Below are 20,436 nucleotides of genomic sequence, written 5' to 3' on the forward strand. Positions count from 1 at the left end.
CGGCCTCAGCGCCGGTTCCCGCTCGCCCGCAGGTTCGCGATCCCGACGTCGAGCGCCGCTTCCAGGTGCTCGATGCCGCCGGTCGACAGCATCACCACCACGCCGCCCTGGATCCCAGCCAGCAGGGCGGCCGCCGTGCGCCCGGCGTCGACGTCCGTGCTCACCTGGCCGGCGTCCTGCAGGTGGCGGATGCCCGCCTCGATCTCGTCCTGCCAGCGTCGCAGCAGCTCGCTCACCACGGCCTGCGCCCCCGGCGTCGCGCGGCCGAGCTGGGAGATCAGCACGTTGAGCGGGCAGTGCTGCCCCCGGCTGTCGTAGTGCGAGACGACGGTGTCGCGCCAGCGCTTCCACGCCGCCCACGACGTCAGCCGGCCCAGCTGCGGCTGCTGGACGGCCAGGACCTGGTCGGCTTCGTGGCGCGCCACCGCGAGCAGCAGCTCTTCCTTGCCGTCCGGGAAGTAGTGGAAGAGCTGGCTCTTGCTGGTGCCCGTGCGCGCCCGCACGTCGTCGAGCGTCGTGACGGCGACACCGCGCTCGCGGATCTCCGCCGCGGCGCCCTCGATGATCCGCTGCCGCGTCGCGACGCCCTTCGGGGTCAGCTTTGGACTCACCGGTCCAGTTTAATCAGGTCTCGTCGTGCGCGCTCCGGCGGGACGATCCCGGCCTGTCCCCGCCGCGAGCGCGCCGAGGGTGAGAAGGCCGATGAGCACGTACAGGTAGTTGCCGAACAGCGTGGCCAGCTCGCCAGGGTGCGGCACCCTGAGCGTTTGCAGGACGATCCAGCACGACGACGCCAGGAACGCCAGCCACACCAGGACGACGCCGGCCTTCTCGGCGGGCAGGTGGCCGCGCCAGGCCCGGACGGCCCAGATCACCAGCAGGGGGACGCACCACACCCAGTGGAAGATCCACGAGACCGGTGAGATCAGCAGCCCGGTGATGGCACCCGCCAGGATGCCGGCCAAGTCGTGCCCGCGGCGGCTCGCCCGGACCGCGACCGCGAGCCCGGCCACGCCGACCAGTGCCGCGAGCACCAGCCAGATCGCGCCGGCGTGCGGGACCTCCAGCTGGTCGAGCACGCCGCGAATCGAGGCGTTCAGGGTGCGGGCCACCTTGTCGTCGGGGATCTGCGTCACCCGCTTGAAGTCCCACAGCTCGGTGAACCAGTATTCGACGGAATCCCGGGGCAGCAGCACGAAACAGGCCAGGATGGTGGCGGCGAAGGTCAGCGCCGCGGTACCGGCCGCGCGCCGGCCGCGGGTGAACAGCAGGTAGGGGAGGAAGATGAGCGGGGTCAGCTTGATGCCCGCCGCGATGCCCACCCCGACCCCGCGAAACCGGCCGCGTGCGCCGACCAGGTCGGCGATCACCAGCAGGAGCAGGATCAGGTTGACCTGGCCGATCCACAGGTTGAACGTGACCGGAGCCAGCGGCAGCGTGGCCAGGCTGGCGACCGCCGTCCACCGGACGCGTGCCGCCGGATCGGTGACGCCGAGCGGCCGGAGCAGTGACCAGATCACCGCCTCCATCGCGAGCACCGAGATCAGCGTCCAGACGGCCGCCGCGATCGCGGCCGGCAGCACGGCCAGCGGGCTGAACAGCACGGCGGCGATCGGCGGGTAGGTGAACGGGAGCTTCAACGGCGAGGTGAAGCCGTACAGCGGGGCACCGTCGAGGACGGTGGCTCCCGCGCCCCGGTAGACGTCGAAGTCGACGCCGAGAAACGCGCGTGGGTAGCGGAGGAGGACGGCGCCCGCCGCGCCGACGGCCAGCAGAGCCAGCAGGCCGTGCCACCCGGTGATGTTCCCGGCGAGCCGGTGCCATCGGGTCGTGTCGTCGCGCCGGGCATCCACGTCCACCATGTCGTGGCCCCTTCCATCCCTGTCGATCGAATGAGCCCGTCCGAACAGGCTAGGGAGGAATGGTCGCCGGCGGTTCTTCTGTCGTGCTGTCCCCTCCGACGGCGGACGAACGTGCCCTCGTCACTCGCGACCGGTGATCGGCACCTCCGCACCGTCGCGCAGGAACACGGGAATCCGCTCCGCGGGCGCCTCGGCCTCGACCGTGACGCCGCCGTCGTGGCGGGCGCCGGTCACCGCGTCCGTCCACGACGCACCCGCGGGCAGGTACACGCGCCGCGCGGTGAGCCCCGGCGCGAGGACCGGCGCGACCAGCACGTCCGGCCCGAGCAGGAACTGGTCGGAGACGTCCCACGCCGAAGCGTCCGCGGGGAAGTCGACGAACAGCGGGCGCATCGGGGGCACGCCCTGCTCGTGCGCCACCCGCATCTGGGCCATCAGGTACGGCCGCAGCCGCTCCCGCAGCCGCAGCGATTCGGTGATCGCCGGCAACGCCTCCGGACCGAAGGACCAGACCTCGTTCGGACCGCCGGTCATCGACGGCCCGAACGGCGGCCGCGGGTCGCGGAAACCGTGCAGGCGGAACAGCGGGCAGAACACCCCGTACTGGAACCACCGCACCATCAGCTCGCGATACTCGGGCGACGCCGGGTCGCCGCCGTGGAAGCCGCCGATGTCCGTGGTCCACCACGGGATCCCGGCCAGCGCCACGTTGAGCCCGGCGCGGACCTGCGTCCGCAGTGACGCCCAGGTCGCCGGGATGTCGCCCGACCACAGCGCCGCCCCGAACCGCTGGCTGCCCGCCCACGCCGAGCGGCTGAGCAGCACCACCTCGTCGTCGCCTTCGGCGCGGATGCCGTCGTGGAAGGCCTGCGCGTTCGCCTGCGGGTAGAGGTTGACCACCTCCGAGCCGGGCCCGGCGTGGAAGCCGAGGTTGTGCGGGTGGCCGGGCTGGATCTCCGGCTCGTCGCCGTCGAGCCACCACGCGCGCACGCCCAGGTCGTAGTAGTTCTCCTTGACCTTGCTCCAGACGAACTGCCGGGCCACCGGGTTGGTCGCGTCGTAGAACGCCACCGGCATCTCGACGTCGAACCCCTTGTCCTTCCACGGCGCGTGCGCCGGGACCCCGTTCTCGGCGGCGACCAGCAGCCCCTTCTCGTGCATCTCGCGGTGGTTCGACGACAGCGGGCTCACCGACGGCCACACCGACACCATCAGCTTGACGCCGAGTTCGTCCAGCTCCCGCACCATCGCGGCGGGGTCCGGCCACTCGGCGGGGTCGAACCGCCAGTCGCCGAGGTGCGTCCAGTGGAAGAAGTCCGCCACGATCACCGACAGCGGCAACCCGCGCGCGTGGTACTCCCGCGCGACCTCCAGAAGCTCGTCCTGCGTCCGGTAGCGCAGCTTCGACTGCCAGAACCCGGCCGCCCACTCCGGCAGCATCGGCGGGTACCCGGTCGCGTCGGCGTAGTGGCCGAGGATCTCCCGCGGGCCGTCGCCGGTGGTGACCCAGTAGTCGAGCTGACGCGCGTCGTCGGCGACCCAGCGGGTGCCGTTGGCGGCCAGTTCGACGCGGCCGACCGCCGGGTTGTTCCAGAGGAACCCGTAGCCGCGGCTGGACAGCAGGAACGGCACCGACACCTCGGCGTTGCGCTGCACCAGGTCGAGCACGAGGCCCTTCTGGTCGAGCCGGCCGTGCGTGTGCTGGCCGAGGCCGTAGAGCCGCTCGTCGTCGTAGGCGGTGAACCGCTGTTCGAGGCGGCCGTACCCGTTGCGCGACGGCATGAACAGCCGCGCGCCGGGCCACCAGAAGTGCGCGCGCTGCTCGGCCAGCAGCTCCTCGCCGGTATCCGACCGGACGAACCGCAGCTGCGCGTCGATCCCGGTGTCGGTGTCGGCGATCTCCACGATCGCGGTGAGCGCGCCGTTGACCAGAAGGCCGGTGCGCCCGTCGACCGAGGCGGTGGCGGTCGACGGCTTCGCGGGCAGCAGCGCCCCCGGCACGTCGTCGAGGATGCGGTGCCGCCCGGCGCGCACGCGCACGCTGCCGTCGCCCCACGGCTCGACGCGCAGCACCTCGTGCCGCACGGTGACTTCGAGCGAACGGCCGTCTTCGGACGTGATCACGCGGTCTCCTTAGTCTTTGACGGCGCCGCTGGTCAGCCCGGCGACGACGTACCGCTGGGCGACGACGAGCAGGACGGCCGCGGGGATCGCGGCGAGGACGGCGGTGGCCATGATCCCGTTCCAGTCGGCGGACTGGTTGCCGACGAACCGGTAGATGCCGACCGTGATGGGCTCGAACGACTGCCCGGTGGTGAGCGTGACGGCGAACAGGAAGTCCGCCCAGGCGAACAGGAACGCGAACAGGCCCGCGGTGACCAGCGCGTTGCGGCTGATCGGCAGGATGATCGAGCAGAACGTCCGCCAGTACCCGGCACCGTCCACTCGGGACGCTTCGGTCAGCTCCTTCGGCACGGAGATCATGAAGGCGCGCAGCAGGAGCACGGCGAACGGGATGGTCGCGGTCGAGTCCGCGAGCACCAGCCCGAGGTAGTTGTCGATCAGGCCGAGGTTGCTGAACACCGTGTAGAGCGCGTTCGCCATCACGATGCCGGGGATCATCTGCACGATGAGCAGCACGAACACCAGCACCGGGCCGCCGCGGACCTTGAGCTGCGCCAGCGCGTACGACGCCGGCGCGGCGATCGCCAGCGACACGAGCACGGTGCCGAGCGCGACGACGACGCTGGAGAGCAGGTGCGGCCCCTGCGACGCGAGGGCTTTCCGGTAGCCGTCGAGCGTCCCGTCCACGGGGAAGAACGCCGGGTCGGGCCGCAGGAGCGCGCCGCTGGGCTGCAGCGAGGCGTTGACCATCCAGTACAGCGGGAACAGCAGCACCGCGACGATCAGCACGCCGAAGACCGTGCGCGGCCAGGACGAGGTCTTCATGCCGCCGCCTCGGCCAGGGTCGCCTTCGCCGAGCGCAGGTACAGCAGCCCGAACAGCGTCGCCACCAGGATGAGGACGTTGCCGACCGCGGCGCCCTGCCCGAACGCGAAGTCCTGGAAGGACAGCCGGTAGGACCACGTCGTGAGCGTCTGGGTCGCGTTGGCCGGGCCGCCGCCGGTGACGACCATGATCACGTCGAACACCTTGATCGTGTAGACCAGCCCGAGCATCAGCACGATCCCGGTGACCGGCCGCAGCAGCGGCCAGGTGACGTGCCGGAACCGCTGCCACGCGCCGGCGCCGTCCAGCGACGCCGCCTCGTAGAGCGACGCCGGGATCGCCCGCAGGCCGCCGTGCAGGATCACCAGGTTGAACGGGATGCCGATCCAGATGTTGGTGAGGATCACCGCGGGCAGCGCCCAGCTCGTGCTGCTCAGCCACGGCACCGCGTCGAGGCCCGCGAACCTCAGCGCCGCGTTGAGCACGCCGTGGTCCTGGTCGAACATCCACCGCCAGACCGCGCCGCTGACCACCAGCGGCAGCAGCCACGGGAGCAGGAGCAGCGAGCGCAGCAGTGAGCTGCCGAGGAACCGGCCGTTGAAGAACACCGCCAGCGCCAGCCCGATGCCGAACTGGAAGACGAGCGAGCCGGCGGTGAACAACACCGTGTTGAGCGCCGCTGTGCCGAACAACGGGTTGTCGAACACGGCCGCGTAGTTGGCGAGGCCGACGAAGGGTGCTTCGCCGGTGTAGAACGACTTCACCGTGTAGTTCTGCGTGCTCATCACGAGGTTCGCGGCCAGCGGGTAGCCGAAGAACACCACGATGTAGGCCAGCGCGGGCAGCAGGAACGCCCACGCGGCGAACCGGGTGCCGCGCCGGGGTTTCCGGCCGGCGCGGGGCGGTGCCGCGACGGCCGGGGCGACCAGCGTCACGAACCGCTCGCCTGCTGGGCGGCCTTCAAGGCCTGGTCGGCCGGCTGCTTGCCGGTGAGCGCCGCCTGCAGCGCGTCGGCGAGGGCCTGCGAGACCTTCGGGTACTTCTCGCCGAGTTCGGCGGTGCGGGAGCGGGCGGTGCCGACCTCGTCGACGAACGCCTGCATCTCCGGCTGCTCGCTGCCGAACTTGGCCGCGGTGGCCGTCTTCGACGGGATGTAGGCGTGCGCCTTGCTCCACTGCAGCATCGTGGGCTCCGACAGGACGCAGGAGAGCACCTTGCCGGCGGCCTGCTGGGTCGCGTCGCCGGTGACCGGCACGGTGCCGACCTCGCCGCCGAGCGCGACCACCGGCTTCGCGCCCGCCTGCGGCACCGGCATCGGGACGACGCCGTAGTGCAGGGACTTCTGCTCGTCGAGCCGGGCCAGGTTCCACGACCCGTTGACCATCATCGCCGCGTTGCCCGCGACGAACTGGTCGGCGACGTCGTTCTGGTTCCATGTCACCACGGACTTCGACGCCGACCCGGAGTTCACCAGGTCCGTGACGAATTGAAGCGCTTTCACGGACTGCGCGGAGTCCAGTTGGGACAGTTCGGCACCGTTGCTCCAGAAGAACGGGAGGAACTGCCAGGTGCCCTCTTCGGACGGGATCGCGGAGAAGGCGAGGCCGTACTTGCCGTCCTTGGTGAGCTTCGCCGCGGCGGCCTTCAGCTCGTCCCAGGTCTTCGGCGGCTCGATGCCCGCCGCGGTGAGGAGGTCCTTGTTGTAGATGAGCGCGAGCCCGTTGACGCCGGGCGCGACGCCGTAGACCTTGCCCTGGTACGTCCCGGCCTTGACGATGCTGTCGTAGTAGCCGTCGGTGGTGATGCCGTAGCCGTCCAGCGGGGTCAGCGCGCCGGTCGCGGCGACCTGCTGCAACGTCGGGTTGTCGGTGAAGAGCAGGTCCGGCAGCGTCTTCGAGCTCGCGCCCTGCAGGACCTTCGGCAGCATCTGCGCGGTCGGCACGGTCTGGCGCTGGATCTTGATCCCGGTCTGCGCCGCGCAGGCGTCGAGGATCTTCTGCCACGCCGCGGAACCCTGCTCGTCGGCGTAGTAGTCGAGTTCGGTGATGGACGACGCGGGCGCGGCCCCGGTCCCGGTCGAGGGGGCGGCGGGGCTCGGGCTGCACGCGGCGAGCACCGCGGCGCTCGCGGCCAGGACGAGGGCGCGACGGGCTACGGACATGGCGATTCTCCTTCGGCGGTGGAGCAGAACCGGATCAGACGCGGGGGGCGGCGGTGCTGGCGCGCCGGGTCAGGCGGGGCCCGAGCAGCCGCACCTCGGGCGTGGTGTGGCCGGCGAGCCGGCGCATGGTCATTTCGACGGCCTGGGCCCCGACCTCTTCGGCCGGGATGGCGACCGTCGTGAGCGCGACGGCGTGGTGCTCGGCCATGCTGTCCGGGCACACCGCGACGACGGAGATGTCCTCGGGCACCCGCAGGCCGCGGTGGCGCAGGTCCGAGAGCAGCCCGGGCAGCACGGCCTCGTTGTGCACGACCAGGCCGGTCAGGTCCGGGTCGGCGGCGAGCAGGTCGTCGAGGCAGGCGCTGACCGCTTCGTAGGAATGGGCGCACGGCCGGTTCGTGGCCCGGATGTCGCGGCTCTTCGCGCCGTCGTCGAACCCGCGCAGGAACCGCGTCGCGTAGCTCGTGCCGCGCCGGTAGACGGCGGGGGAGGGGCCGATCAGCGCGACCGAGCGGTGGCCGAGGTCGGCCAGGTGCGCGACGCACGCCGAGCCGGCGGCGGTGAAGTCCAGGTCGACGCAGCTGAGGCCGGCCGGGTGGTCGGGGACGCCGATGAGCACCACCGGCAGGTCGAGCGCGATGAGCATCGGCACCCGCGGGTCGGCGGCTTCGACGTCCATCACCATCAGCGCGTCGGCGATCGCCGACGACGCCACCCGCTGCAGCGCGGCGGGGCCTTCGTCCTTGGTGAGCAGCAGCAGGTCGTGGTCGTACGCGCGGGCCGCGGTGACCGCCGAGGCGACGAACTCCATCACGACGGCGACGTTGAGGTCCGTGCGCAGCGGCACGACCAGGGCGAGCACGTTGGTCTTGCTGCTGGCCAGCGCCCTGGCCCCGGCGTGCGGGTGGTAGCCCAGCTTGCGGATACTCTCCTCGACCAGCCGCCGGGTCTTCGGCGAGATCGAGCGCTTGCCGCTGATCACGTACGACACCGTGCTGGGGGCCACGCCCGCCGCGCTGGCGACGTCGTTGATCGTGACCACGGGCGGCCTCCTGGGGACGGGGCGGGAGAACTTCGTCGAAGCGCATCGACGATGGGACGAAGGTAAGTGACCCCCGCCCGAAACACAAGCCGGATTTGCCGTCCGCGGATATTCGATTCGCATTCGACGATCCTCGTCGGTGTCGAAACTGTCGAACGTCGCTGTTGACGGATCTTCTCGCAGTTCAGCGCGCAGTTTCGGGGGAAGTCCGGACTTCCCTGGGAGCGCGCCCAGGAACTCTTGACCTCGTGCTCACACGACTGTAATAGTCGTCACCATCCCCACCTTCGACGCGAATGTTCCGCGCCGCGCTGTCGAAACGATTCGACGATTCTGGGAGGCCGTCCGTGCGCCAGTCCCCGCTCCGCCGCGCCCTCGTCCCGGTGGTGGCCGCCACCCTGCTGCTGGCGCCCGCGCCGGCGCTCGCGGCACCCCCGCCGCCGTTCCGCGACCCGGCGCTGCCCCTGGCCACCCGGATCGACGACCTGCTGTCCCGGCTGACGGCCGACGAGAAGATCTCGCTGCTGCACCAGTACGAGCCGGCCATCCCGCGGCTGGGCATCGGGGTGTTCAAGACCGGCACCGAAGCGCTCCACGGCGTCGCCTGGTCGACCGACTACGACGACAACGGGGCGGTGGTGAAGGCCGACGGCACGGTGTTCCCGCAGGCGGTCGGCCTGGCTTCGACGTGGGACCCGGCGCTGGTCAAGCAGGTCGGCACGGCCGTCGGCCAGGAGGCGCGCGGGTTCAACGCCGAGAACCCGACGCTGTGGGGGCTGAACCTCTGGGCGCCGGTGGTCAACCTGCTGCGCGACCCGCGGTGGGGCCGCAACGAGGAGGGCTACTCCGAGGACCCGTACCTCACCGGGCAGCTCGCGACCGCCTACGGCCACGGCATCCAGGGCGACGACCCGCGCTACCTGCAGGCCGCCCCGACGCTGAAGCACTACCTCGCCTACAACAACGAGATCAACCGCGACACCAGCAACTCCTCCGTGCCGCCCAAGATCCTGCACGACTACGACGAGCAGGCGTTCAAGATCCCGCTGCAGGCCGGGGCGGCCAATGCCGTGATGCCGTCGTACAACCTGGTCAACGGGCGGCCGAACACCGTGAGCCCGGACCTCGGCGGCCTGCTGCGGAAGTGGGCGCCGCAGGACATCGCCGTCGTGAGCGACGCCGGTGCCCCGTCGAACCTCGTCAACTCGGAGAAGTACTACGCCACCAAGGCGGAGGCGGACGCGGCGGCGCTCAAGGCCGGGCTCGACAGCTTCACCGACAACGACACCAACGGCTCGATCACCGTCGAGGCCGTCAAAGAAGCGCTCGCGCGCGGGCTGCTGACCATGGCCGACGTCGAAAAGGCCGATCGGCACCTGCTGTCGCTGCGCTTCCGGCTCGGCGAGTTCGACCCGCCGGGCCGCAACCCGTACGCGAAGATCACCCCGGCGGTCATCAACTCGCCGGAGCACCAGGCGCTCGCCCGGAAGGTGGCCGACGAGCAGGTCGTCCTGCTGCGCGACAACGCCAACGCGCTCCCGCTCGACGCGAAGAACAAGAAGGTCGCCGTCGTCGGCCCGCTGTCCGACACGCTGTACGAGGACTGGTACAGCGGCTCGATGCCGTACCGCGTGACGCCGAAGCAGGGCATCGAGGAACGGCTGGGAGCCCCGGTGGCGTCGTCCGAAGGCGTGGACCGGATCGCTCTCAAGGACCTCGCCACCGGCCGCTACCTGACGGCGCCGGCCGCCCCGGGGAAGGTGACCGCGGGCGGGACCACGGCGGGCACGGCGGAATCCTTCGACGTCTTCGACTGGGGCGCGGGCAAGAACACCCTGCGCGCGGCGGCGAACGGCAAGTACTTGAGCTACTCCGGTGGCGCGCTGGCCGACGACGCCGACCAGCCTTCCGGGTGGTTCGTGCAGCAGCAGCTCAAGCTCGACCCGCAGCCCGACGGCAGTTACGTGCTCGAATACGCGGGCAACGAGGTCACCGAGCCGTGGTTCGGCCCGAACCGCTACGCCGTCGTCGGCGCGGACGGGGCCCTGACGATCTCCGCCCCGGACGCGGCGCACGCGACGAAGTTCGGCCGCGAGGTGCTGCGCAGCGGCGTTTCCGACGCGGTCGACGCGGCGCGGGGCGCGGACACGGCGGTCGTCGTGGTCGGCAGCATGCCGTTCATCAACGGCCGCGAGGCGAACGACCGGACGAGCACGGAACTGGCTCCGGCGCAGCGCGCGTTGATCGAGGCCGTGCAGAAGGCGAACCCGCACACCGTGGTCGTGGTGGAGAACAGCTACCCGACGACCGGCTGGGACACGCTGTCCGTGCCGGGAATCGTGTGGACGAGCCACGCGGGGCAGGAGACCGGGCACGCGGTCGCGGACGTGCTGTTCGGCGACCACGACCCGAGCGGGCGGCTCACCCAGACCTGGTACGCCTCCGACGCGGGGCTGCCGAGCATCCTCGACTACGACATCGCGAAGACCGGGATGACGTACCAGTACTACCGCGGGAAGCCGTTGTACCCCTTCGGATACGGGCTGAGCTACACGAGCTTCCGCTACGGCTCGGTGCGTGCGTCCCGGGTCGGCGGCTCGGTGCGGGTGAGCGTCGACGTGACGAACACCGGGGCTCGCTCCGGGACCGACGTCGTCCAGCTCTACTCGAAGGACTCCGGCGTCCAGCGGCTGCGGGACTTCTCCCGCGTGACGCTGCAGCCGCACGAGACCCGGACGGTCCGGTTCGAGGTGCCGATCGCGGACCTGGCTTCGTGGGACGTCTCGCGCGGCCGGTCGGTGGTGGCGCAGGGGACGTACGACTTCTCGGTGGGCCGCAACGCCTCCGACCTCTCCGCGGCGCAGCCGGTCTTCGTGCCGGGGGAGCGGGCCGAGCCGCGCGACCTGAGCCGTCCGACGCAGGCACAGAACTTCGACGACTACTCCGGGACGACGTTGACGGACACGTCGAAGACGGCGGGCACGTCGGTCGCGGCGGCCCCCGGAAGCTGGCTGGCCTACCACGACGTCGCCTTGACCGGCCCCGCGCGGTTCACGGCGTCGGTGTCCACAGTGGAGTCGTCGCACGTCACGATCCACGTGGACTCGCCGACCGGCCCGGTTCTGGGCACGGCCGCGGTGCCGTCCACCGGGGACCGGTACGCGTACACCACGGTGAGCGCGGCACTCGCGAAGGCGACCGGCCGCCACGACGTCTACCTGACCTTCGACGGGCCGGTGAACCTGGCGACGTTCTCCCTGCGGTGACTAGGGCTTCCGGCCGACCCCGGCGTAGGGCAGCGCGTTGATCGCCGGGTCGTCGGACATGTCGCCGGCGCCCTCGGGCTTCCACATCGCGCAGCCGACCACGCCGGGGTCGACCACCTCGAAGCCGTCGAAGAAGGCGAGGACCTCGTCGTGCGTGCGGGGGACCGGCTGGTTCTGCTGGTCCTGGTTGCTCTTGTACACCTCGACGGCTTCGTCGAGGCGCTCGGACTCGGAGTCCGCCGCGACGTGCGTGACGGCCAGGAAGCTGCCCGCGGCCAGCCGGTCGCGGTAGCGGGCGAGGATGTTCGCCGGGTCCCACGAGTCCGGGACGAAGTGCAGCAGCAGCAACATGAACACTCCGATCGGCTCGTCGAGGTCCAGCAGCTTGCCGGCACCGTCGAAGACGTCGTTGACGTCGCGCAGGTCGGCCTGCAGCACCACGCAGTCGTCGTTGCCCTGCAGCAGCAGTTCGCTGTGCGCCACGGCCACCGGCTCGCGGTCGACGTACACCACCCGGCACGACGGGTCGGCCTGCTGGACGATCTCGTGCAGGTTCCCCACGGTCGGAATGCCCGAGCCGATGTCGAGGAACTGCCGGACGCCGGAGCCGACCATGAACTTCGCGGCACGGCGCAGGAACGCGCGGTTGAGGCGGGCCGCGTCGCGCACGCCCGGCATGATCTCGAGGATCTGCTCCCCGAGAGCCCGGTCGGCGGCGAAGTTGTGGTCGCCGTCGAGCCAGAAGTCGTACACCCGCGCCGGGTTCGGCACCGTGGTGTCGATCTCCGGCGGTACCCAGCTCGGCTCCCCGGTCACGGGATCTCCCCCCTCGCGCTTGAAAGACCGCTTGGAAGCACGGAGTGTAGCGCCCTCCTCCGTTCGTGTGGACTCGCGCTCGGGGGCGCCCGCGCACGGCTAGGGTGTCCCGGTCACCAGGAGGCGAGGCCATGCCGAACCCGCGTCGCGTGCCCGGCCGGTGGCCCGTGCTCGGGCACACGCCGTCGCTGCTGCGCGACCCGCTGAAGCTCTTCACTTCCCTTCCGGCGTACGGAGATGTCGTCGAACTCCGCCTCGGGCCGCTGCCGGTGCACGTGGTCACCACGCCCGAGCTGGCCTGGCGGGTGCTCGCCACCGACGCCGACAAGTTCGACAAGGGCCTGGTCTTCGACAAGATGCGCCCGCTCTTCGGCGACGGCCTGGCCACCTCGAACGGCGAGCTCAACCGCCGTCAGCGCCGCCTGGTCATGCCCGCCTTCGGCCGCACGCGGATCGCGGGCTACGCCGAGACGACGATGACGAAGCTGGCCGAGGAGCTGGTGAGCTCGTGGCAGCCGGGCGATGTCGTCGAGGTCGACAAGCGGATGCAGGACCTGGTGCTGACCATCGCCGGGCAGACGCTCTTCTCGACCGCCCTCGGCGACGAAGCCCTGGCGGAGATCCGGCGCTCGATCCCGATCATGCTCAAGTACGTGCTGATCCGGGCGTTCTCGCCGAGGTTCGTGGAGAGGCTGCCCATTCCGCCGAACCGCAAGTTCGACGCCGCGGCCGCGCGCCTGCGCGACGTGATCGGCGAAACCGTCGTCGCCGCCCGGAAAGAGGGGGTCGACCACGGCGACCTGCTGTCGATGCTGCTGCTCGCCCGCGACGAGGACACCGGCGATGGCATGTCCGACCGGCAGGTGCACGACGAGGTCGTCACGATCCTCACCACCGGCGCCGAGACCACCGCCGTCGCGCTGGCCTGGTTCTTCCACGAGCTGGGGCAGCACCCGGAGGTCGAACGGCGTTTCCACGCCGAGGTCGACGAGGTCCTCGGCGGCAAGCCCGCGCGGTTCGAGGACCTGCCGGACCTGGTGTACACGAACCAGATCGTCGACGAGATCGTCCGCCGGACCCCGCCGTTGATCCTCATGCGCCGCGCCCGGGAGGACGTCGAGCTCGGCGGCGTCGGGATCCCGGCGGGCAGCGAGGTCGCGGTCAGCCAGCACACCCTGCACCGGGATCCGCGCTGGTTCCTCGAGCCGGAGCGCTTCGACCCGGACCGCTGGGCGCCCGGTCACACCACGGAACTGCCGAAGGGCGCCTACATCCCGTTCGGCGCCGGGGCGCGGCTGTGCCCGGGGCACGTCTTCGCGCCGACGGAGATCGGCATCGTCGCCGCCACCATCGGGGCGCGGTGGCGGCTGGTTCCCGTGCCGGGCAAGAAGGTCCGGGCGCAGCTCAAGGCCACGATGCAGCCGAACCGGCTGCCGATGACGGTCGTGCCGCGGACCTGACGGTACCCGTACGGCTACCGGGTGTAGTGTTCCCGAGTTCCTTCACCCGCCCGAGTCCGGAGGGAGTGTGGCGTGAAGCTGCCGCTCAAGCTGACATCGGCGTTGTTCGCCTGCGGTGTCCTGCTCGCCTCGCTGACCGCCGCGATGCCCGCCGAGGCGGCCGCGATCTCCTGCGCCGACACGGATCTGCCGGTCAGCGGCCCGGGCCTGCCGCCGCTGGTGCCGGGCGCGCCGGCCATCGTGCACGGCAGGCTGTGCCTGCCCGCCGGGGCCGGGTCGGCCACCGCTGTGCCGGACACCGTCCAGCTGCTCGTGCACGGTGGCACGTACAACAGCGCGTACTGGGACCTGCCCTACGAGCCCGAGCGCTACTCCTACCAGCGCGACATGGCCGCGCACGGCTACGCGACGTTCGCCGCCGACCAGCTCGGCGCCGGGCAGAGCAGTCACCCGCTGAGCCTGCCGCTGTCGGTCTGGGCGGCGGCCGAGTCGATGCACGAGGTCGTCGGCCACCTGCGCGCCGGGCACGTCGGCGGCGTGCCGTTCGCGAAGGTCGTCATCGTCGGGCACTCGGTCGGGTCGGGCGTCGTCGCGGTCGAGGCGTCGACCTACCACGACGTCGACGGCGTGGTCCTCACCGGCATCACGCACCTGCCCGCGCTCCCGGCGCTGGCGCTCGGCGCGGCGCTCGGCCTGCAACCCGCCCCGCTCGACGGCCGGCTCGGCAGCCTGGGCAGCGACCCGCTGTACTTCACGACGAAACCGGGTGCGCGGGCCGGGCTGTTCTACGCCGCGGGTGATTCCGACCCCGGCGTGATCGCCGCCGACGAAGCGACCAAAGATCAGGTTTCGGTGCCCGGCATGGGCACGGTCGCGCTGTTCGGGATCGTGTTGCCGGCGACGAAGGGAATTTCCGTACCGGTTTTCCAGGTGGTGGGGGAAAAGGACGTTCTTTTCTGCGGCCCGCTCGCCCTGCGTGACTGTTCGGACGCAGGCGTGCTGCGCACGCAGGAGGCACCGTATTACGCCGATCCGTCGAAGCTGTCGATGTACGTCCTCCCGGGTGCCGGTCATTCCGTTGCGTTGCACGAAAACGCGGCGGACTACCGGGACGCCACCCGGTCGTGGCTGCGGGATTGCCTGGCGATCGCTCCGCAGGGTTATCACTCGATTGGATGAATGCTGTTTCGTGCACCGGACACAATTTCGCGCCAAGATATATCGGCTACCCGAACCGGAGTTGACTGAAGTCCAGGACAGGCTGAGGTGACTGCTCCCCATCCCCGCGGTGACACCCCGCGGCAGAAGCCGTCCGCCGAACGCGCGGCGAGACGGCTCGGCACGCTCGCGCGCAAGTGGGGCTATCTGATCAGCACCACCGCGTACCTCCCGCACACGCCGGAGGAGATCGAGCGTGAGCTGGCCGTGCTGGTCGGGCGGCTGTTCGAAGCGGTCGCCGGCGAGCAAGCGGACCTCGAGGAGGCCGCGGCCGCGGGCGCCCGGCTCGCCGAACTGCGCTGCGTCGGCGCGGACAGCCTGCGCCGCAGCCTGGAGGTGCTCGGCAAGGCGCTGCTGCGCGAGCCGGAGCTGCGCCGGGTCGACGACCTGGCCGAGCGGGTCGTGCTGGTGCTCGGCGCGCTCAGCTCGGGCTACGGCGAGATGCTGCGCGAAGACATCCAGAAGCGTCAAGAAGGCCTGAGCCGCGCGTTGCTCAAGGTCGAGCAGGAGACGCGGCAGAAGCAGATCATCACGCGCGCGCAGTTCGAGGAGGTGTTCGCCGGCTCGGCCAGCGGCGTCGCGCTCACCGAGCTGGACGGCCGCGTGCTGCGGGCCAACGCCGCGCTCGCCAAGACGCTCAACCGCACGCCCGCCGAAATCGCCGCGATGAGCCTGTTCGACCTGGTCCACCCGGAGGAGGTCGAACAGCTGCGGGCGTCCTACGCCGAGCTGGTGGCCGGCCGGCTGCACCGGTTGCGCGTCGGCCGGCGGCTGATCGGCAAGGACGGCGAGCCGATGTGGGCGACCTTCGCCGCGTCGGTGGTCCGCGACGCGGTCGGCACGGCCCGGCAGCTCATCACGATCGTCGACGACGACACCGAGGTGTCGCTGCTGCAGCGGCGGCTGTCCCACCAGGCCCTCCACGACGTGCTCACCGCGCTGCCGAACCGGCAGTTCTTCAGCACCCGCCTGGAGAACCTGCTGTGCGACGCCGACCCGGCGCGGGGCGTCACGCTCTTCCACCTCGACCTCGACGGCTTTTCGCAGATCACCGGCGGGCTCGGCCAGGACCTGGGCGACCGCGTGCTGCGCGGGGTCGCCGCGAAGCTGAAGGCGGTCTTCGACGGCGAGAAGGCCCTCGTGGCGCGCCTCGGCGGCGACGAGTTCGGTGTGCTGGTGCAGAACACCGCGGACACGCCGGACGTGGTGACGCTCGTCCGCCGGATCACCCATGAGCTCGCGGAGCCGGAGTACGTCGACGGGCACCGCGGGGTCGGGGTGTCGGCCGGCATCGGCGTCGTCCACCGGCCACCGCGCGACATCACGCCGGCCGAGCTGCTGCGCGCGTCGGACCTGACGCTGCGCCGCGTGCAGCGGACCGGGAACCAGTGGGGCCTGTACGACCGTGAGCTCGACCGCCGCGACCGCCACGACTTCGCTCTTGCCGCGGCGATGGCGGGCGCGTGGGAGACCGGTGAGATCGAGGTCGGCTACCGGCCGCTGGTGGCCGCGGTGGACGGCTCGGTCCGCGGTGTCGAGGCGCGGCTGCGCTGGACCCATCCCACCGAAGGCGTGCTGCCGCACGAGACGTGCGTGCGGCTGGCGGGGGAGACGGGCCTGGCGCTCCCGCTGGGCACCTGGCTCCTGCGCACGGCGGCCGGGCGGGTCGCGGCGGCCGGCGTCGCCGTGCCGCTGACCGTCGAGCTGACCACGCAGCAGGCCACCGACCCCGAGCTGATCGGCGAGATCCGCGGCGTGCTGGAGTCCGCCGGCCTGGCGCCGGAGCGCCTGCGCCCAGCGTTCCCGGCCGCGACCCTGCTCGCGGACTCCGGCGACGCGGCCGACAACCTCAAGGTGCTCGCCGAAATCGGCGTGGGCGCGGAGATCCACGACTTCGACGACGTCACCTGCCTCACCGAGTTCCCGGTGCGCGCGGTCCGCGTCGCGGCCCGGCTCGTGGAGCGCCGGGAGCACCCGCTGGTGGACCGCTCGCTGACGGCGCTGGTCGAAGCGGCCCACCTGGCCGGAGCGGAGGTCGGCGTGGCCGGCGTCGCGCGCGCGGACCAGCGCGAGTGGTGGCGGGACCGCGGCGCGGACCGGCTGTCGGGTCCGTTGTTCGCCGGTCTCCCCGGCGGACTGCCGTCCTGCTGAGCCGTCAGATCCGGACCAGCACCTCGTCGAGCGACTTGCGCCGCAGGTCCGGCACCACGCAGTCGTCGGCCGGGTAGCCGACCGGGATCACCGCGAACGCCCGTTCGTTGCGGGGCCGGCCGAGCAGATCGCCGAGGAACCGCATCGGCGACGGCGTGTGCGTCAGCGCCGCGAGGCCGGCCACCTGCAACGCCGTCAGCAGCATGCCGACCGCGATGCCCACCGACTCGTCGACGTAGTAGTGCTTGTGGACGCCGCCGTCGTCGTCGAGCGCGAACCGTTGCTGGAACACGACGATCAGGTACGGCGCGTCGGTCAGGTGCGGCTTCACCGCGTCCGTGCCGAGCGGCCGCAACGCCTCGAGCCACTCGTCGCCGAGCCGGCCGTCGTAGGAGATCCGCTCCTCCGCCTCGGCGGCCTCACGGATCGTCCGGCGCACCGCGGGATCGGTGACGAGGACGAAGGTCCACGGCTGCTGGTGCGCGCCGCTGGGAGCCGTGGAGGCCACCGCGATCGCGTCGAGCACCGCGCGCTCGGGGACGGGGTCGGAGGAGAACATCCGGACCGAGCGCCGCGCTTCCATCCGCTGCCGCAGTGCGGCGGCCTCCGCAACGGCTTCGGCGGCGGGCACGCGGGCCGGCCGGTACGGGACGGGGCGATACGTCATGCCCGGATTGTGGCGGGGGACACCACCGCGCCAGCAGGGCCGAACGTACGATTTCGAGGCACCTGAGTCCGATATACGGACGGTAAGGTGATCCTTGCCTCGATTTTTACCCCGAATGGCCTAGGGCAACTAGGCCGAATGGTCCTGTCGCGCGAAGTGACCTCCTCATTACCCTCCAGTAGTCAGTGGTGCCGATCACAGTCGCCGGAGGAGGCCCCATGGCGTCGCGCGTCCGAGGACCCGGCTCCGAAGACCGGCGCGAACTGCGGCTCAGGCACATCGCCGGCTGCCTCTCCTGCACCCTCAAGTGCGGGTACTGCGGCCTGCCGGTCCGGCTCACCGGCCGGAGCGATCACCCCGGCTACGGCGTGGTCGAAGAAGTCACCGGGGAACTGGTGCTGCTGCACCGGTTCTGCCGCGGCGCGCTCGGCCGTTGCCGGACGCGGGGGGGCGTGCTGCGGCGCGCCCACCTCGGCCGCGCGACCGAGCAGTACGAAACCGGCCGCCGCCGTCCCGGGCGCTACCAGCGCCTCGGCGTCCGCCGGTCGCCCGACCTCGATCTGTACCGGAAACACTGGCGGGTCGCGAAGATGCGGTACGCGTGCAAGGCGTGCCGCTACTACACCGGCTCGCACTGAGCCGTTCCTTCCAAGTACGTCCGGAGGACCCGTGCTCGTTCGTCTCATCCTCGGCCTGCTCATGACGGTCGTCGGCCTCGCCGTCGCCGGCAAGCGGGTGGCCTTCCTGTACCGGCTGATCAAGGCCGGCCAGCCCGACACCAAGCGGTCGGACGACCTGGGCGCCCGCCTCCTCGCGCAGGTGCGCGAGGTGTTCGGCCAGCGCAAGCTCCTGAAGTGGTCGGTGCCCGGCCTGGCGCACTTCTTCACGTTCTGGGGCTTCGTGATCCTCGCTTCGGTGTACCTCGAGGCGTACGGCGCGCTGTTCGACGAGAAGTTCGCGATCCCGTGGATCGGCCACTGGGCGGTGCTGGGTTTCCTGCAGGACTTCATCGCCGTCGCCGTGGCCGTGTCGCTGGGCGTGTTCACGGTGATCCGCATCCGCAACGCCCCCGAGCGCAAGCAACGCGCGTCCCGGTTCTACGGCTCGCACACCGGCGGCGCGTGGCTGATCCTCGTCATGATCTTCAACGTCGTCTGGACGATGTTCTTCTTCCGCGGCGCGTCCTCGGCGTCCGGCAACTTCCCGTACCGCTCGGGCGCGTACGTCTCGCTCGGCGTCGGGAACCTCCTCGAGCCGCTCGGGCACTCGACGACCGAGGTGCTCGAGACGGTCGGGCTGCTGCTGCACATCGGCGTCATGCTGGTGTTCCTGTCGATCGTGCTGTACTCCAAGCACCTGCACATCTTCGTGGCGCCGATCAACGTCTCGGCGAAGCGGCTGCCGGACGCGCTCGGCCCGCTGCTGCCGATGGAGTCCGGCGGCAAGCCGATCGACTTCGAGGACCCGGGCGAGGACGACACGTTCGGCCGCGGCAAGATCGGCGACTTCACGTGGAAGGGCATGCTGGATTTCGCCACGTGCACCGAGTGCGGCCGCTGCCAGTCGCAGTGCCCGGCGTGGAACACCGGGAAGCCGTTGTCGCCCAAGCTCGTCATCATGAACCTGCGCGACAACCTGTTCGAAGAGGCGCCGTACATCCTGGCGGGGACCGAGCACGAGGGCGCGCGCCCGCTGGTCGGCCCGGAAGAGGACGGCGCCGTCATCGACCCGGACGTGCTCTGGTCGTGCACCACCTGCGGCGCGTGCGTCGAGCAGTGCCCGGTGGACATCGAGCACGTCGACCACATCGTCGACATGCGCCGGTACCAGGTGATGATCGAGTCGGCGTTCCCGACCGAGCTGGGCGGGCTGTTCAAGAACCTGGAGACCAAGGGCAACCCGTGGGGCCAGAACAACTCCGAGCGGCTGGCCTGGACGAAGGACCTCGGCTTCGACGTCCCGGTGTTCGACGGCGAGCTCGCGGAAGACGTCGAATACGTCTACTGGGTCGGCTGCGCGGGCGCGTTCGACGACCAGGCGCGCAAGACGGTCCGCGCGACGGCCGAGCTGCTGCACATCGCCGGGGTCAAGTACGTGGTGCTCGGCAAGGAGGAGTCCTGCACGGGCGACCCGGCGCGCCGGGCGGGCAACGAGTTCCTGTTCCAGATGATGGCGCAGCAGACGGCGGAGACGCTCAACGCGGTGTTCGAGGGCCGCGAGCCGCGGCTGCGGAAGATCGTCACGACGTGCCCGCACTGCCTCAACACGCTGGGCCGCGAGTACCCGGACCTGGACGGCCACTACGAGGTGGTCCACCACACGCAGCTGCTCAACCGCCTGGTCCGCGGCGGTCAGCTGACCCCGGTCAAGCCGGTCGAGGACGGCCCCCGCGTGACCTACCACGACCCGTGCTACCTCGGGCGTCACAACAAGGTCTACACGCCGCCCCGCGAGCTGGTCGGCGCGACGGGCGCTTCTCTCGAGGAAATGCCGCGGCACGCGGACCGCGCGCTGTGCTGCGGTGCGGGCGGCGCACGCATGTGGATGGAGGAGCAGATCGGCAAGCGCATCAACCTGGAGCGCGTGGACGAAGCGATCGCGACGGACGCGGAGACGATCGTGACGGGCTGCCCGTTCTGCCGGGTGATGCTGACCGACGGGTTGGTGCAGCGCCAGAGCGAGCAGAAGGCGGAGAACGTCGACGTCCGCGATGTGGCGCAGCTGCTGCTGGAACGGGTGAAGGCTCCGGAAGCCGCGCCGAAGCCCTGACGGTTCACCCGTTCGCCGCATCTCTTCCCGCCGCGGCCCGGCTCTACCCCGAGTCGGGACGTGGTGGGAGGGGCG

At 71.1% G+C, this 20,436-nt stretch carries 15 protein-coding genes; 6 read left to right on the forward strand and 9 right to left on the reverse strand.

Features of this window, described 5'->3' with window-relative positions; all coding sequences use genetic code 11:
• Positions 1-5 precede the first annotated feature (5 nt).
• From OG738_RS32515 to OG738_RS32545, 7 genes are all read right to left on the reverse strand, one after another.
• The gene (locus OG738_RS32515) at positions 6-611 is read right to left on the reverse strand and encodes a TetR/AcrR family transcriptional regulator (protein WP_329046728.1); all 606 of its coding nucleotides are present in this window, start codon (positions 609-611) and stop codon (positions 6-8) included.
• 9 nt (positions 612-620) lie between these two features.
• Positions 621-1,862: a glycosyltransferase 87 family protein gene (locus tag OG738_RS32520; protein ID WP_329046730.1), complete on the reverse strand. Its 1,242-nt coding sequence runs from the start codon at positions 1,860-1,862 to the stop codon at positions 621-623.
• A 120-nt stretch (positions 1,863-1,982) separates the two neighbouring features.
• Complete coding sequence (locus OG738_RS32525; RefSeq protein ID WP_329046732.1) at positions 1,983-3,986, reverse strand: glycoside hydrolase family 31 protein; 2,004 nt, start codon at positions 3,984-3,986, stop codon at positions 1,983-1,985.
• A 9-nt stretch (positions 3,987-3,995) separates the two neighbouring features.
• Positions 3,996-4,811 carry a carbohydrate ABC transporter permease gene (locus OG738_RS32530; protein WP_329046733.1) on the reverse strand — a complete coding sequence of 272 codons (816 nt, stop codon included), beginning with the start codon at positions 4,809-4,811 and terminating at the stop codon, positions 3,996-3,998.
• Positions 4,808-5,746 carry a carbohydrate ABC transporter permease gene (locus OG738_RS32535; protein ID WP_442875825.1) on the reverse strand — a complete coding sequence of 313 codons (939 nt, stop codon included), beginning with the start codon at positions 5,744-5,746 and terminating at the stop codon, positions 4,808-4,810. The genes OG738_RS32530 and OG738_RS32535 overlap by 4 nt, the downstream gene beginning before the upstream one ends.
• A complete protein-coding gene (locus OG738_RS32540; protein ID WP_329046735.1) occupies positions 5,743-6,972 on the reverse strand; it encodes a sugar ABC transporter substrate-binding protein in 1,230 nt (409 codons plus the stop codon). The genes OG738_RS32535 and OG738_RS32540 overlap by 4 nt, the downstream gene beginning before the upstream one ends.
• A gap of 34 nt (positions 6,973-7,006) precedes the next feature.
• A complete protein-coding gene (locus OG738_RS32545; protein WP_329046736.1) occupies positions 7,007-8,014 on the reverse strand; it encodes a LacI family DNA-binding transcriptional regulator in 1,008 nt (335 codons plus the stop codon).
• A 347-nt stretch (positions 8,015-8,361) separates the two neighbouring features.
• On the opposite strand from OG738_RS32545, the gene OG738_RS32550 reads away from it, so the two are divergent.
• Positions 8,362-11,280, forward strand: a complete 2,919-nt coding sequence (locus tag OG738_RS32550) for a glycoside hydrolase family 3 protein (RefSeq protein WP_329046739.1) — start codon at positions 8,362-8,364, stop codon at positions 11,278-11,280.
• Here the strand turns inward: OG738_RS32550 and OG738_RS32555 are convergent, their stop codons facing one another.
• A complete protein-coding gene (locus OG738_RS32555; RefSeq protein ID WP_329046740.1) occupies positions 11,281-12,096 on the reverse strand; it encodes an SAM-dependent methyltransferase in 816 nt (271 codons plus the stop codon).
• A gap of 131 nt (positions 12,097-12,227) precedes the next feature.
• Here OG738_RS32555 and OG738_RS32560 point away from each other — a divergent pair, with 131 nt between their 5' ends.
• From OG738_RS32560 to OG738_RS32570, 3 genes are all read left to right on the forward strand, one after another.
• Entirely contained in the window at positions 12,228-13,556 is a 1,329-nt protein-coding gene (locus tag OG738_RS32560; protein ID WP_329046742.1) for a cytochrome P450, read from the forward strand.
• A gap of 72 nt (positions 13,557-13,628) precedes the next feature.
• Positions 13,629-14,735 (forward strand): alpha/beta hydrolase, encoded by a 1,107-nt coding sequence (locus OG738_RS32565; RefSeq protein WP_329046744.1) that lies wholly within the window; start codon positions 13,629-13,631, stop codon positions 14,733-14,735.
• A gap of 87 nt (positions 14,736-14,822) precedes the next feature.
• Positions 14,823-16,925 carry an EAL domain-containing protein gene (locus OG738_RS32570; protein ID WP_329046747.1) on the forward strand — a complete coding sequence of 701 codons (2,103 nt, stop codon included), beginning with the start codon at positions 14,823-14,825 and terminating at the stop codon, positions 16,923-16,925.
• Positions 16,926-16,929: 4 nt separating this feature from the next.
• Here OG738_RS32570 and OG738_RS32575 read toward each other — a convergent pair whose 3' ends face one another.
• Entirely contained in the window at positions 16,930-17,592 is a 663-nt protein-coding gene (locus OG738_RS32575; protein WP_329046749.1) for a nitroreductase family protein, read from the reverse strand.
• Positions 17,593-17,810: 218 nt separating this feature from the next.
• Here OG738_RS32575 and OG738_RS32580 point away from each other — a divergent pair, with 218 nt between their 5' ends.
• Together OG738_RS32580 and OG738_RS32585 are read left to right on the forward strand one after the other, a co-directional pair.
• Positions 17,811-18,230 carry a hypothetical protein gene (locus tag OG738_RS32580; RefSeq protein ID WP_329046751.1) on the forward strand — a complete coding sequence of 140 codons (420 nt, stop codon included), beginning with the start codon at positions 17,811-17,813 and terminating at the stop codon, positions 18,228-18,230.
• A 31-nt stretch (positions 18,231-18,261) separates the two neighbouring features.
• Positions 18,262-20,361, forward strand: coding sequence for a (Fe-S)-binding protein (locus OG738_RS32585; protein WP_329046753.1), 2,100 nt, complete (start codon positions 18,262-18,264; stop codon positions 20,359-20,361).
• Positions 20,362-20,436 lie beyond the last annotated feature (75 nt).

This window comes from Amycolatopsis sp. NBC_01488 (assembly GCF_036227105.1).
Taxonomy (GTDB): Bacteria; Actinomycetota; Actinomycetes; order Mycobacteriales; family Pseudonocardiaceae; genus Amycolatopsis.

Coding starts and splice junctions, on each gene's coding strand:
- OG738_RS32530 (WP_329046733.1), bottom strand. CDS start 4,811: ATGAAGACCTCGTCCTGGCCGCGCACGGTCTTCGGCGTGCTGATCGTC.
- OG738_RS32580 (WP_329046751.1), top strand. CDS start 17,811: ATGGCGTCGCGCGTCCGAGGACCCGGCTCCGAAGACCGGCGCGAACTG.
- OG738_RS32540 (WP_329046735.1), bottom strand. CDS start 6,972: ATGTCCGTAGCCCGTCGCGCCCTCGTCCTGGCCGCGAGCGCCGCGGTG.
- OG738_RS32520 (WP_329046730.1), bottom strand. CDS start 1,862: ATGGTGGACGTGGATGCCCGGCGCGACGACACGACCCGATGGCACCGG.
- OG738_RS32560 (WP_329046742.1), top strand. CDS start 12,228: ATGCCGAACCCGCGTCGCGTGCCCGGCCGGTGGCCCGTGCTCGGGCAC.
- OG738_RS32575 (WP_329046749.1), bottom strand. CDS start 17,592: ATGACGTATCGCCCCGTCCCGTACCGGCCGGCCCGCGTGCCCGCCGCC.